Below are 13,208 nucleotides of genomic sequence, written 5' to 3' on the forward strand. Positions count from 1 at the left end.
ACACGGGCGGTGCCGGTGAGGGTGTGCATAGCCGAAGGGGTCGCGCGGAAGGATGCTCCTGCGCGCGCGGGTGCGTGAGGGTCGCCGAACACCCCGACCGGGAGGACCGTTGGACGCATTGCAGCCGATGTCCAAAGCCGAGGGGCTCTCCCGCCGCGGCTTCCTCGCGGGAGCCGGGGCGGCGGCCGGCACCGTGCTCGTACCGTCGGTCGGGGCCGCGGAGGCCGCCGCGCAGGTTTCCCCGCCGACCGCCGGCCTGAGCCTGAGCTTCACCGCAGCCACCAACGGCTCCGCCGACCTCCTGCCCGCGGGCGACCGGCTCGTCGCCGAGGTGCAGCACGTCCTGTGGTCGGTGCCCCGCGCCGGCGGCACGGCAATCGCGCTCACCCCGCCCGACCTGGAGCCGAACCGGCCGGTCGCCTCGCCCGACGGCTCGCTCGTCGCCTTCTGCGCGTACCGGGACGGCGGGTTCCACGTGTGGACCGTGCGCCCCGACGGATCGGAGCTCCGCCGGCGTACCGAAGGGCCCTGGGACGACCGGGGCCCGGCCTGGTCCCCCGACGGCACGCGGATCGCCTTCGCGTCCGAGCGCGGCGGCGACCCCGTCACCGGCGCGCCGTACCGGATCTGGGTGCTCGACCTGCGCGGCGGCGCGCTGACGCGGGTGAGCGGACTGCCCGGCCAGGACGGCCCGTTGCAGGACGGCGCCTGGGAGGACTTCGACCCCACCTGGTCCCCGGACGGCGAACGGATCCTGTTCGTACGGGCCCGGGCCCTGACCACACCCACCGGCACGGTGACCCTGGAGGCCCGGACGGTGGCGGCCGTGGCCGCCGACGGCAGTGGCGCGGTCGGCGTCGTGCACACCGAGCGCGCCGCCGCGCAGGTCATGGTCCCGGCCGTCGCACCGGACGGGAAGCGGCTCGCGTATCTCCGGACGACGCCCGCGCCCCACGGCTCGTGCACCCTCGTGGTCGACGGCGCGCCGGTGGCGGTCGACGGGGACGTGGCGCCCGTCCCGCCGCGCTGGACGGCCGCCGGGGAGCTGCTGCTCACCGTCGACGGCCGCTTCACACTCGTACGCCCCGAGACGCCGCACACCGCCGAGCCGATCCCGTTCCGGGCGGCGCTGCCCGTGGAGCGGCCGCGCTACCGCGCCAAGCAGCACGACTTCGACGGCGACCGGCTGCGCCCGGTCCGCGGCATCCACCTGCCGGCGCTGTCACCGGACGGCCGACGTGTCGCCTTCGCCGCGCTCAACTCCCTCTGGGTGACCGGTACGACGGGCGGACGGCCACCCCGCCGACTGCTGCGCGCCGACGCCACCCGCTATGTGCTCGGGCCCGTCTGGACACCGGACGGCCGGTCCCTGGTGTACTGCGACGACAGCGACGGCCTGCTGGGCGTCTACCGCCTCGACCTCCGCTCCGGTGCGCGGACGGCGCTGGCGACCGGCGGCCGGGTCCTCCCGGCCCTGTCGCCCGACGGCACCCGGCTGGCCTGCCTCGACATGGCGGGGAACGTCATCGTCCGCGACCTGTCCACGGGCGCCGAACGGGTACTCGCCGCGGCCCTCGGCGGCGGAGGGCTGCCGGGCCGGCCGAGCTGGTCCCCGGACGGCCGCCACCTCGCGTGGTGCGACCGCAACCGGGTGAACCGGCGCTTCCGCGAGGGCTACAACCTCATCCGGGTGGCGGACACCGAGACGGGCGCCACCCGGCTGCACGCCGTACAGCCGCACACCTCGATCTCCGACCGCTACGACTCCGGCCCGGTCTGGTCGCCCGACGGGCGCTGGATGGCGCTGATCGTGGAGTCGGCGCTGTGCCTGCTGCCGGTGACGCCCGACGGCACCCCGCGGGGCCGCCTGCGCCGACTGGTCGACGAACCCGCCGACCACCCCTCCTGGTCGGGCGACTCCCGGACACTGCTGTACCTCTCCGGGACCCGGCTGCGGCTGCTGCGGCTCACCGGGGGAGAGGCGGCCGACAGCGGCCCGGTCCGCACCGTGCGCGTCCCGCTGGACCACCGGCGCCCGGCCCCGGCCGACACGGTCGTGCACGCGGGCCGGCTGTGGGACGGCACGGGCGGCGACACCTCGGTACGGGAGGACGTCGACATTGTCGTACGCCGTGGACGCGTCGCGGCGATCGAGCCGCACCGGCCGTCCCGAGCCCGGCCCGCGCTGCGGCGCGTCGACGCCGCGCAGCGCACGGTGCTGCCCGGGCTGTGGGACACGCACAGCCACCCCTGGCAGAGCACCTACGGCGGCCGCCAGACGGCCTCCCAACTGGCGTACGGCATCACCACGGCTGTCTCGCTCGGCGGATTCGCCTACGAGCAGGCCCGCCTCCGCGAGGCGGTCACCGCCGGGCAGCTGGCCGGCCCGCGCCTGCTGACCTGCGGCGAACTGCTCGACGGCGCCCGCGTGGCGTACAGCATGGGCAGGGCGCACCACACACGTGCGGGCCTGCGGCGGTCGCTGGAACGCGGAGCCGCGCTCGACTGGGACGTCGTCAAGACGTACGTACGCGCCCCGGCCTGGGTGATGGAGGAGGCGGCCCGCTTCGCCCACGAGCGGCTCGGCGTCCGCGCGGGCAGCCACTTCTGCTCGCCGGGCGTGCAGACCGGGCAGGACCTGACCAGCCATCTCCAGGCCACCCAGCGGGCCGAGTTCGGGCACGCGACGACGGCGACCGGGCGGTCCTACCAGGACGTCGAGGAGATCTACACCGCGCGGGGCGTGGGCTTCACGCTGATCGCCACGCCGTTCTCGGCGATGAACCTGGTGGGAGCCGACCCCCGGCTCGCCGGCGACCCCCGTGTCACGGCCGTCATGGCGCCGTGGGACACCGCCGCCGTACGCGAGCTCGCCGCGCGCCCGCCGAGCGACGCGCACCTGGCCGCGCTGCGCACCGAGACGGGGCTCTACCGGCGGGTGCTCGCCGCGGGCGGGCTGGTCGTCCTCGGCACCGACGCGCCGATCGTGCCCGTGGGCCTGTCGCTGCACATGAACCTGCGGGCACTGCACCACCTCGGCGGCCTGTCCCCGGCCCAGGCCCTGCGCACGGCGACCCTGCTGCCCGCGCGTGCCTTCGGTGCCGAACGGGACCTGGGCAGCCTGGAAGTGGGCAAGGTGGCGGACGTGACGGTGGTGGACGGGGATCCGTTCGAGGACTTCGACACGTTGGTGCGTACGGTCTCGGTGCTGCGGGGCGGGGTGCTGTACGAACAGGCCGCGCTCGTCGCCGCGTTCCCCGACAGCGGCGCTGGTACCGGTGCCGGCACGGGGACCGGCCGTTCGCAGGAGCCCTCCGGCGAGGACTGGTCGGCGGTCGGGCGTCAGCTGCGGCGGGACGGCTGCTGCGGCGCGGACGGCGGTGTCGGCTGAGCTTCTGGGGGCGCCTCTTGAGGCGCCTTCTGGGGCGGTTCCTGAGGCGCTTCTTGGGGCGCTCCCGTTTACACCCTCTTTACGTCTGGGTACCGTAGCGGTGGGAGCGCTCCCAAGTGGCGGGGCCAAGCATTGTCATGTGCAGATCATCATTGCCACTCGAAAGGCTCGAAAGGTGAGGCCTTGTGTCACGACGTAAGACGTACTCCCTGGCAACCGCCTTCGCCACGCTCCTGTCCGCGATCGGGCTGCTGCTCCTGGGCCAGAACACGGCGCAGGCGCACGGCGTCGCGATGATGCCCGGCTCGCGCACCTACCTGTGCCAGCTGGACGCCATCACGGGCACGGGCGCGCTGGACCCCACCAACCCGGCGTGCAAGGCCGCGCTCGCGCAGAGCGGCGGCAGCGCCCTGTACAACTGGTTCGCCGTGCTCGACTCCAACGCCGGTGGGCGAGGCGCCGGTTACGTCCCGGACGGCAAGCTGTGCAGTGCCGGCGACCGGTCCCCGTACAACTTCTCCGCCTACAACGCGGCCCGCGCCGACTGGCCCAAGACGCACCTGACGTCCGGGGCGACGATGCGGGTGAAGTACAGCAACTGGGCGGCGCACCCGGGTGACTTCCGGGTCTACCTCACCAAGCCCGGCTGGTCGTCCACGACCCCGCTGGCCTGGGGCGACCTCGACCTGATCCAGACGGTGACCAACCCGCCCCAGCAGGGCTCCGTGGGCTCCAGCAGCGGCCACTACTACTGGGACCTGAAGCTGCCCGCGGGCCGCTCCGGTGACGCGATGATCTTCATCCAGTGGGTGCGCTCGGACAGCCAGGAGAACTTCTTCTCCTGCTCCGACGTGGTCTTCGACGGCGGCAACGGCGAAGTCACCGGCATCCGCGGCTCGAACCCGACGCCGAGCCCCACGCCGACCCCGATCCCGACCCCGACCCCCACTCCCACGCCGACCCCGACGCCCACTCCCACGCCGACCGACCCCCACACCGGCTCCTGCATGGCCGTCTACAACGTGGTCAACTCCTGGAACGGCGGCTTCCAGGCCTCCGTGGAGGTGATGAACCACAGCACCACGCCGACCAACGGCTGGGGCGTCACCTGGAAGCCCGGCGTCGGAACGAAGATCAGCAGCATCTGGGGCGGAGCCCTGACGAACGGCGCGGACGGCACGGTCACCGTGCGGAACGTGGACTACAACCGGACCATCGGCGCCGACAGCAGCGTCACCTTCGGCTTCACCGCCACCTCGACGGGCAACGACTACCCGGTCGGCATGATCGGCTGCGTCAGCCCATAGGCCCCGTAAGACCGTAAGCCCCTCGCTCGCCCCGTCCCCCGCCGTGCCCCAGCGCCCGGCGGGGGACGGGGCGCGCGTGCCGCTCGCGCCTGACCAGGCCGTCCCGGAACCGGACGTCTTGTCCGAGAGGGGCGCCGCCGCGAGGTCAAGGCGATGAGGGTCCGTCGGCCCCGGAAATGCCCCGGATGAACCAACGGTCAAGGGCATGGGCGGTAGCGGGAATCCGGAAGCGGTTAAGCATGTCTCTCGCCCCGGCCGAAACGCATCGTTCGCTGTGCGCCTTACGGGGTACCCAGCCGTGCAGTCCACTGCCCACAGGAGGCCCCATGTCCTTCAACCCACTGGAGCATCGCGGTATCCCGCTGGACCGTCAGCTCAGGAACTGGCGCGAGCTGAACGTCGAGCCCATCGACCCCGACCACTGCGATCCGTACACGCGCTGCCGGATCATCACCATGAACGGCATCGAGGTCGAGGCGATCCTCTTCAGCCACCACCTCGCCCGCAACACCGTCGACCCCGAGGTGAAGCGGCAGCTGGCCGAGACGCGCTACATCGAGGCGCAGCAGCAGAAGGTGGTCAACTGGCTGCTGCCCGGCGTGTCGTCGGTCCTGGAGACGACGATCGCCTACGAGCAGGTCGCGGTCGACCTCACCGCCTGGGTGGCCCGCATGGAGCCCGATCCGTACCTGAAGCAGGCGTACCAGTTCGGCGTGCTGGAGGACTTCGACCACCTGTACCGGTACGCGAACCTGTACGAGATGATCGAGCACCGCAAGGCGGAGTCGATCGTCGACAACCTCACCGAGGTCATCCCGGGCCGCCCGACGAAGTACCACCACCGCCACCCCGCCGACAACGTCCGCGACCCCTACGACCGCACGAAGACGGATCCGCTGTCGAAGCTGCACGCCCTGACCATCATGTCGGCGGAGCAGCAGACGATGAACTTCTACATGAACACCGGCTCCACCTACATGGAGCCCATCGCCCGCCAGCTCTACCAGGAGATCGGGCTCATCGAGGAGGAGCACGTCACCCACTACGAGTCGCTCGTCGACCCGGGGGAGACGTGGTGGGAGCAGCTCGTCAACCACGAGTACAACGAGTGCTACCTCTACTACTCCTTCATGCAGCAGGAGAGCGACCCCAAGGTCAAGGCCATCTGGGAGCTGCACCTCAACATGGAGCTGGAGCACCTGCGGATCGCGTGCGACCTGATGCGGCGGCACGACGGCCGTGAGCCGGAGTCGGTCCTCGCGCCCGAGCTGCCCAACGTGCTCACCTTCGAGCCCAACAAGGCGTACGTACGCGAGCTGCTCGCCACCCAGATCGACCTGACCACCCTGGGCGCCGGCTATGTGCGCGAGGCCCACGAGCGGTTCGAGAAGCTGCAGGCCGCCATCAATGGCGGCGAGGAGCCGCCCAGCGAGCGGGTCATGGCGCAGCACCAGGACATGTTCGGCCGCGAGTACCGCGTGGAGACCGAAGGACCGCACCCCGACCCGGCTCTGCAGGAGAAGTAGGAGGCCCGCCGTGTCCCCGATCGACACCCCGCACGCAGGCGACGACAACGCCCCCGACGACGACGTCGTCTCGCTGCTGATGCGCCAGCATGGAGACATCCGCAATCTCTTCGACGAGGTGGAGCGGAGCACCGGAGACGAACGGCGGGAGGCGTTCCGCCGCCTGGTGCGCCTCCTCGCCGTCCACGAGACGGCGGAGGAGGAGGTCGTCCACCCCTTCGCCCGCCGGTCGATGCCGGGGGGCGAGGACGTGGTCGAGGACCGCCTCGCCGAGGAGCACGCCGCGAAGAAGGCGCTGGCCGCCCTCGACGGCATGGACACCGACGACCCCGGGTTCATGCCGCAGCTCCTCGCGCTGCGCGCCGACGTACAGGCGCACGCCCGGGCCGAGGAGCGCTACGAGTTCACCCACATCCGCCGCAGCACGGACAGCGCGCGGCTCGCCGCGATGGCGAGGGGCGTCAAGGCCGCCGAGGCCATGGCCCCGACCCGGCCGCACCCGGGCGTCGAGTCGGCGGCGGCCAACGTCGCGCTCGGCCCCGTCGCCGCGCTGATGGATCGCACCAAGGACGCCGTGCGGAAGGCCATGGGCCACTGACCCGACCAACCGGCGACGCGACGGCGGCCGGCGGCTGTCGGCCCTCCCGGGCGCGAAGCCGCCGGCCGCCGCGCGCGCCGAGCCGCGCCGCGCCTCACCGGTCCGGACTCGGGAACCGGGCGAGGGCGACGAGGAGGACCACCCTCCCCGCCGCGAGTTCGTCGCGGTGGGCGTCCTTCGCGGTGTCGGGCTCGCCGCGCGATCAGCGGAGCCGGCGGCTGGCACCGCGGCCGGACGGAACAGAGGCTAGAACCGGTCCTCGGCGGTGTGCGCGTCCCCTACCCCGGCGATGCGCACACCGTCGCGCGGCCGGGTGGGGATGCGCCCCAGCGGGATGGCGAGGTCCTGGTCGGGCACGTCGTACCGCAGGCGCGCCAGCCGGATGGAGAGGGCCTCGAGCAGCGCGATGGTGACGGCCTCGCCGGGGCACCGGTGACCCGTGGACGGGTCGCCACCGCCCTGCGGGACGAGTTCGTCGCGCTCCACCGGGCGCTGGAGGAAGCGTTCGGGGCGGAAGGTGTACGGGTCACCCCACAGGCCGGCGTCGTGGTCCTGGCCGTACACGTCCAGCATGACGAGCGCGCCCCGGGGGATCGGGTGGCCCCGCCAGGACAGGTCGGCGGCCGCCCGGCCCGCGAGGAAGGGCGCGAAGGGGTAGAAGCGGCGGACCTCGTGCACGAACGCCGCCGCGTACGCCGCGTCGTCGTCCTGGAGCCGCTTGCGGTGCTCGGGCCAGCGGTGCAGGGCGTGCGCGGCGAAGGCGACGAACCAGGCCACCGCGACCGTCGGCCGGACGACGTTGAGCAGCTCCACGGCGGCGGTGCGCGCGTCCAGGGCCCGCCCGTCGGAGTCGCGGTGCCCGGCCACCACGTCGACGACCGAGCCTTCCGGCACCTCCACCGCCCCGGCGCGTACGTCCTCCACCAGGCCGCCCAGCCAGGCCTCGCACCGGCGGCGCGCGGCGCGGGCGCGCCAGTGGCGCGGCCCCGGGGTGGCGAAACCGTCGACCATCGCCACCATGTCGCGGGCCACCGCGTCCGTGCGCGCGGCCTCCAGCGGCACCCCGGCCCAGCGGCACACCCCCGAGGTCAGCACCTTCGCCGCCTCGTCGAACAGGACGACGTCCGCTTGCCGGCTCCACTGCCGTACGGCCCCGTCCCACGCGTCCCCGACCAGCTCCACCAGGTCGGCGACGCGGGCCGGCGGCGTCAGCAGCGACAGGAACATCGCCTTGCGGACCCGGTGGGCTTCGCCGTCCAGCGTGTGGACCGCGCCGTCACCGAAGAGGGTGGCGCGTACCGGTTCCGGCAGGGCCCCGCCGCGGCGGACGTGGGCCTCGTCGTAGAAGAACCGCACGGCCTCGGGGCCCCGGAGAGCCACCGCGTGCCGCCCGAGCAGCCGGGCACGGACGACGCCGCCCGGGGCGCGCCGCATCCGGTTGGGCAGCCAGGCGTATCCCTTCAGGAACAGGGACGCGGTGCGGTCGGCGAGGGGGTTACGGTGCACAGACATAAGCCCACAAATGCCCCATAGCATGCGAACGAAAACCGCGTGGGGCGGCCGCCCCCCGGCGGCGGTCCTCCGATTAGCCGGACGCCTCGCCGACGAGGCCGGCCAGCGCCTCCGCCAGCGCGTCGAGACCGTGATCGGAGGGCGCTCCCCGCTCGTCCAGGTAGAGGTCGCGCCGGATCTCCACCATCAGGGCGCCGACCCGCGCGTCGCGCCCGTAGTACCGGAGCGGTACGTACGTCCCCGCGAACGGCGTGTCGAACTCCGTCCCGCCACACCCCGCGAACGCCCGCCGCGCCGCCTCGCGCAGCTCGGCGGGCGTGTGGAAGGGGTCCGTCCCGATGCACACGGGCGGGCGCGGCCCCTCGCCGTGCAGCTCGTACGGCAGCCGTCGCGACGGGTACGAATGGACGTCGAGGATCACGGCACGCCCGGTCGCCTCCAGGCGGTCGGCCACGGCCGCCGTCATCGCCTCCGCGTACGGGACGAAGTAGCGCTCGACGAGGGGCCGCACGTCGAAGCCGTCCGGACGGAGCTCCTCGCGGTGCGTGGTGCGGGTGTAGACCGCTCCCATACCCACCGCGAGCATTTCTTCCCGCTCGTCGGGAAAGCGCTCCGGGTCGACGACCAGGCGGGAGAGCCGGTTGACGAAGCGCCAGGGTGCGACCCGGGCGGCCTTCGCCGCCGAGGCGGCGATCTCGTCCGTGTGCGCGTCGGTGATGTGGTCCAGCTCCCGCTCCAGCGCCCGGTCGTCGAGGACGATTCCGTCGCGGACGTCGGCGGGTATGGCACGGGAGGAGTGCGGGACGTGAAGGATCACGGGGGAGTCCGGTGCGCCGGGCAGCAGGTGGAAAGAGGGGGACGGGTCGCTCATCTGATTCCTCGGGTTCGCGTCGTACGGCCACCCTGGGGTGACATGCCGGGGGCCTCGGCGGGTACGGTACGGAAAATGAGCATGAAGGGCCGACCTGTCGGCCGGACGGACTTCGACGCGGAGCCGGGGAGAGAGGTCTCCTTGGAGGCGTTTCCGCTGGGAGACCGGTCCGGCCTGCGGGTGAACGGGGAGATCAGTGTGACCACGCGCATGGCTTGGCGCACAGTGCTGGAGGAGCTTGTGCGGCAGCCAGGGGACGCCTGTCATGCCGATCTGGCACAGGTGCCGTTCATGGACGTCGCCGGTGCCACCGATCTGGTACTCACCGCCCAGGCGATGTCGCCGGGCCGCCGGATCGTCCTGCACAGCCCTCCGCCGCAGCTGCCCCGCATACTGGAGCTCTTCTGGCCGGAAGTGACCGAGATCGAGGTGGCGTCGTGACGAGCGAGGTCACTGTCGAGGACCCCTTCGTGCATCCGGCGCTGTTCTACCGCGGCGACCGGCAGTACGTGGCGGGCACGGTCCCCTTCATCCTGGACGGACTGGACGGCGGCGAGCCCGTGGCCGTCGCGGCCCCGCCCGACCGCCTGGAGCTGATCCAAGGGGAGCTGGGCGACCGCGCGGGCGAGGTGCACTTCGTCGACATGACGCGGGCGGGCCGCAACCCCGGCCGCATCATTCCGGGCGTGCTGCGGGCGTTCGCCGACAGCCGGGGACCGGGACGGATCCGCATCATCGGGGAGCCCATCTGGCCGGGCCGCACGGAGGCGGAGTACCCGGCCTGCGTGCAGCACGAGGCGCTGATCAACGCCGCGTTCACCGGACGTGACGTGACGATCCTCTGCCCGTACGACGCGGACGGACTGGACGGCCAGGTGCTGGCCGACGCGCTGGAGACCCACCCGGTCGTCCTCGACGACTCCGGTGAGGCGGTCTCCGCCGCCTACGACCCCGAGCAGGTCATCGCCCGCTACAACACGGCCCTGTCCGCCCCGCCCGGCGCCGCGTCGTACGCCTTCGGCTCGGGCGGACTGCCCGCCGTACGGCACTTCGCCGTCGAGCAGGGCCGGCGGCTCGGCCTCACCGACATGCGGTCGCAGGACCTGGCCCTGGCCGTCGCCGAGCTCACCACCAACAGCGTGGTGCACGGCGCCGGCGAGGGCGTCCTGCGGATCTGGGCCGAGGGCGGACAGGTCGTCTGCGAGGTCCACGACGGCGGGCGGCTGACCGACCCGCTGGCCGGGCGGCGGCCCCCGCCGCCGCACCAGCCCGGCGGGCGGGGGCTCCTGCTCGTCCACCACCTCTCGGACCTCGTGCGGTTCCACACCGGCGACAACGGCACCACCATCCGCTTCTACCTGAGCTCCGTCTGAGCGAGCGGTCCGTGACCGCCGCCGCCGGTGTCGTGGTGGCCCCCGCTGTGCCAGGGGGGCTCACGCTCCGGCGCGGAACCTCCGCTCGAAGGCGGCGAAGGCCACCTCCTGCCGCCACTGGACGGCCGCCTTCGGGCTGGCGGCCAGCAGCTCCCGGCAGGCGGCGCCGGGCGCCCGGAGACCGGACGGCTCCGTGCGGCACTCCGCGACGGGCCGGTAGCCCTCCCGGGTGGGGTTGCCCCGCCACAGGCTCCGGCCCGGCAGGAAGGCGTACTCCAAGGACGCCCGCGCCAGGTCCTTCAGCTCCGGGTAGCGCAGGCCGTAGGTGGTGGCGGCGTACTGGTACTCGTGGCTGATGTCGATGCGCGAGACACCGGGGTCGTCGGTGGACAGCACGACCGGCACGCCGTACTCGCGGTAGGTGGAGAAGGGGTGCTCCTCGCCCTTCACGCCGAGGATCTGGGCGTTGCTCGTGAACGGCACCTCCACCGCCACCTCGCGGGCGGCCATCGTGCGCGCCAGACGCTGCCAGTCGTCCTCGTGGACCAGGTCGACGCCGTGGCCGATGCGCTCGGCGCCGGCGACGTTCACCGCCTCGTCGATGTGGAAGGTCAGGTGCTCGGGCTTGACCAGGCCCGGCCACAGCTCACCCGCGTGCAGGGTGAGGTGGGCCCGGGGGTAGACGCGGTGCAGATGGGCGAGCATCCGCATCTGCAGGCGGTAGTCGCGCAGGGAGCTCTCCCAGTCCTCCGGCTGGACCAGGTTGACCGCCACGAACCGCGGGTCGCGCTCCGCCAGCCGCATCCCCAGCGCCATCTGCGTGAAGACCCGCTCCGGCGCGCTGCCCCGCGACACCTGCGAGATCCAGCGGACCGTCAGCCGGCAGCCGGGAGCGGGCCGCGCGGTGCCGCAGCGCGCCGCCGCACGGAACTCGCGGTCCGCGTCGTCGGCCTCCGCGCGCGCCTCCGCGACCAGCCGGTCGAGCTTTCCACCCGCCAGCAGCTTGCCGTGCAGCCTGGCGAGGTCCGCGTCCCAGCCGACCTTCGTCGCGAGCTCCTTCGCCCCCTCGGAGGCCGGGCTCACCATCGTCTCCAGGTACGACTGGTTCTGCGCGGCCGCGGAGTCGGCGACCTCGGCCAGCAGCTTGCCGCGGTGGCGCCAGGTCACCGCGCCGAACCTGCCGAAGGTGGCGAAGAAGTGGTCGTGGCCCGGCTTCCCTTCGGGGAAGCCCTCCATGGACCACGCCCGCACCAGCGCACGGTGGAACGCGGGATCGCTCGCGGCGTCGGCGGCCGGACGCCTGCCCGGCCCGCAGGGCGGTTCCACGGCGGTCATCGTCGCCTCGTCGACGCACAGGCCGTCCTCTCCGGCGAGCCGGATCAGATACTCCGTGGAGACGGCGCCGGAGAGGTGGTTGTGCAGGTCGCCGCCCTTGGGCAGGTTCCGGAAGAACTCCCGCAGCCGGGCGGGCCGGTGGCGGATGGCCTCCAGAAGGGCGTCGACGCGCGCCTCCGCCGGGGTCACGAGGCGCGGAGGGGCGGCGTGCGAGGACGGCGTCGACGGCGCGTGCGCGCCCTGGGCGGCGGCGGGCAGCGCGGACTGCGCCGACGACAGGCTGAGCACGGCGAGGCCGGCCGCGAGGAGAGCCCGTCGGCGGCCGGTGTGGTGGCGTTGGTTGATCACCGTTGCATGATCGCCACCGGAGCGGCGGACGTGCGGCCCGTTCGGCGGTGTTCACTCCGACGGCCACCCGTCCGGGTGAACGGGCCGCGGAAGGGGTGGAAGGTACGGAGGGGGGTGCGTCAGCTCTGCTCGACCGGCGTGAGCACCACGAAGTCCGCGCCCGCCCGGTCGACGCAGACCGCCAGCCGTCCGACGCCCTCCGCGTCCTCCGGGCCCATCTGCACGGAGCCGCCCTTCGAGGTGACCCGGGCGACCGTCTCGTCGCAGTCCTCGGACCCGAAGACGGGGTGCCAGTAGGCACGGCCACCGGTCAACGACAACTGCTCGGCCGGGAGCTGCATGAGCCCGCCGTGCATCCGCTCCTCCGGCTGGCCCGCCGGGGTGATCAGCGAGTACGTTCCGCCGCCGCCCGGCAGGTCCATGTCCTGCGTCTGCCAGCCGAACAGGCTCCCGTAGAACTCCTTGGCCGCGACCGCGTCCGTCGTCATCAGCTCCGTCCAGCACAGGGCCCCCACCGCGTCGACGGAGTCCATGCCCTTGAACGTGCTGGGCTGCCAGACGGCGAACTGCCCTCCCTGCGGGTCGGTGTACTGGGCCATCCGGCCCTCGCCGTCGGCGTCCATGGGCGCGACCCGCACCTGGCCGGTCGACCGCCGTACCGCCTCGGTCGTGGCGTCCACGTCGTCCGTGAGGAAGTAGATCATCCAGGCGGAGCGGGCCCCGTCCTCGGTGAGCGGGCCGAGGCCGGCGATCCTCTTGCCGTCCAGCGTCAGGAAGCCGAAGTCCGGGGCGTCGGCCCCCATGGGCTGGAACTCCCAGCCGAACACGGAACCGTAGAAGGCGGCCGCCGCCGCGACGTCGGGTGCGCCGAGGTCGATCCAGCAGGGAGAGCCCTGGACGAAGTCAGTGGTGATCACGGTGATTCCTCGCGTCGCTGGTGCGGCGTA

The 13,208-nt window shown here is 73.1% G+C and carries 10 protein-coding genes; 6 read left to right on the top strand and 4 right to left on the bottom strand.

Annotation, left to right across the window (positions count from 1 at the left end):
• Positions 1–127 precede the first annotated feature (127 nt).
• From ACIRNI_RS22050 to ACIRNI_RS22065, 4 genes are all read left to right on the top strand, one after another.
• Positions 128–3,391 (top strand): amidohydrolase family protein, encoded by a 3,264-nt coding sequence (locus tag ACIRNI_RS22050; RefSeq protein WP_403553462.1) that lies wholly within the window; start codon positions 128–130, stop codon positions 3,389–3,391.
• A 185-nt stretch (positions 3,392–3,576) separates the two neighbouring features.
• A complete protein-coding gene (locus tag ACIRNI_RS22055; RefSeq protein ID WP_403553463.1) occupies positions 3,577–4,698 on the top strand; it encodes a lytic polysaccharide monooxygenase in 1,122 nt (373 codons plus the stop codon).
• Between the two features lie 326 nt (positions 4,699–5,024).
• Positions 5,025–6,224 (top strand): hypothetical protein, encoded by a 1,200-nt coding sequence (locus ACIRNI_RS22060; protein ID WP_403553465.1) that lies wholly within the window; start codon positions 5,025–5,027, stop codon positions 6,222–6,224.
• A gap of 10 nt (positions 6,225–6,234) precedes the next feature.
• Positions 6,235–6,822, top strand: a complete 588-nt coding sequence (locus ACIRNI_RS22065; protein WP_403553467.1) for a hemerythrin domain-containing protein — start codon at positions 6,235–6,237, stop codon at positions 6,820–6,822.
• Between the two features lie 246 nt (positions 6,823–7,068).
• Here the strand turns inward: ACIRNI_RS22065 and ACIRNI_RS22070 are convergent, their stop codons facing one another.
• Both ACIRNI_RS22070 and ACIRNI_RS22075 read right to left on the bottom strand, forming a co-directional pair.
• Positions 7,069–8,334 (bottom strand): cytochrome P450, encoded by a 1,266-nt coding sequence (locus ACIRNI_RS22070; RefSeq protein WP_403553469.1) that lies wholly within the window; start codon positions 8,332–8,334, stop codon positions 7,069–7,071.
• A 73-nt stretch (positions 8,335–8,407) separates the two neighbouring features.
• The gene (locus ACIRNI_RS22075; protein WP_403553471.1) at positions 8,408–9,205 is read right to left on the bottom strand and encodes an N-formylglutamate amidohydrolase; all 798 of its coding nucleotides are present in this window, start codon (positions 9,203–9,205) and stop codon (positions 8,408–8,410) included.
• 75 nt (positions 9,206–9,280) lie between these two features.
• Here ACIRNI_RS22075 and ACIRNI_RS22080 point away from each other — a divergent pair, with 75 nt between their 5' ends.
• Together ACIRNI_RS22080 and ACIRNI_RS22085 are read left to right on the top strand one after the other, a co-directional pair.
• Positions 9,281–9,646, top strand: a complete 366-nt coding sequence (locus ACIRNI_RS22080) for an STAS domain-containing protein (protein WP_403553473.1) — start codon at positions 9,281–9,283, stop codon at positions 9,644–9,646.
• Positions 9,643–10,578, top strand: coding sequence for an anti-sigma factor RsbA family regulatory protein (locus ACIRNI_RS22085; protein WP_403553475.1), 936 nt, complete (start codon positions 9,643–9,645; stop codon positions 10,576–10,578). Before ACIRNI_RS22080 ends, ACIRNI_RS22085 begins: the two co-directional genes overlap by 4 nt.
• A gap of 60 nt (positions 10,579–10,638) precedes the next feature.
• On the opposite strand, the gene ACIRNI_RS22090 is transcribed toward ACIRNI_RS22085, so the two are convergent.
• Complete coding sequence (locus tag ACIRNI_RS22090; RefSeq protein ID WP_403553477.1) at positions 10,639–12,261, bottom strand: adenosine deaminase; 1,623 nt, start codon at positions 12,259–12,261, stop codon at positions 10,639–10,641.
• Between the two features lie 119 nt (positions 12,262–12,380).
• A complete protein-coding gene (locus ACIRNI_RS22095; protein WP_403553479.1) occupies positions 12,381–13,178 on the bottom strand; it encodes a VOC family protein in 798 nt (265 codons plus the stop codon).
• Positions 13,179–13,208: the final 30 nt, after the last annotated feature.

It is taken from the genome of Streptomyces sp. NPDC093546, assembly GCF_044765045.1.
GTDB lineage: Bacteria > Actinomycetota > Actinomycetes > Streptomycetales > Streptomycetaceae > Streptomyces.

Bases quoted from the DNA above. Each gene is read 5' to 3' on its own strand.
- ACIRNI_RS22050 (WP_403553462.1), top strand. From the start codon at position 128: ATGTCCAAAGCCGAGGGGCTCTCCCGCCGCGGCTTCCTCGCGGGAGCC.
- ACIRNI_RS22070 (WP_403553469.1), bottom strand. From the start codon at position 8,334: ATGTCTGTGCACCGTAACCCCCTCGCCGACCGCACCGCGTCCCTGTTC.
- ACIRNI_RS22075 (WP_403553471.1), bottom strand. From the start codon at position 9,205: ATGAGCGACCCGTCCCCCTCTTTCCACCTGCTGCCCGGCGCACCGGAC.
- ACIRNI_RS22080 (WP_403553473.1), top strand. From the start codon at position 9,281: ATGAGCATGAAGGGCCGACCTGTCGGCCGGACGGACTTCGACGCGGAG.
- ACIRNI_RS22060 (WP_403553465.1), top strand. From the start codon at position 5,025: ATGTCCTTCAACCCACTGGAGCATCGCGGTATCCCGCTGGACCGTCAG.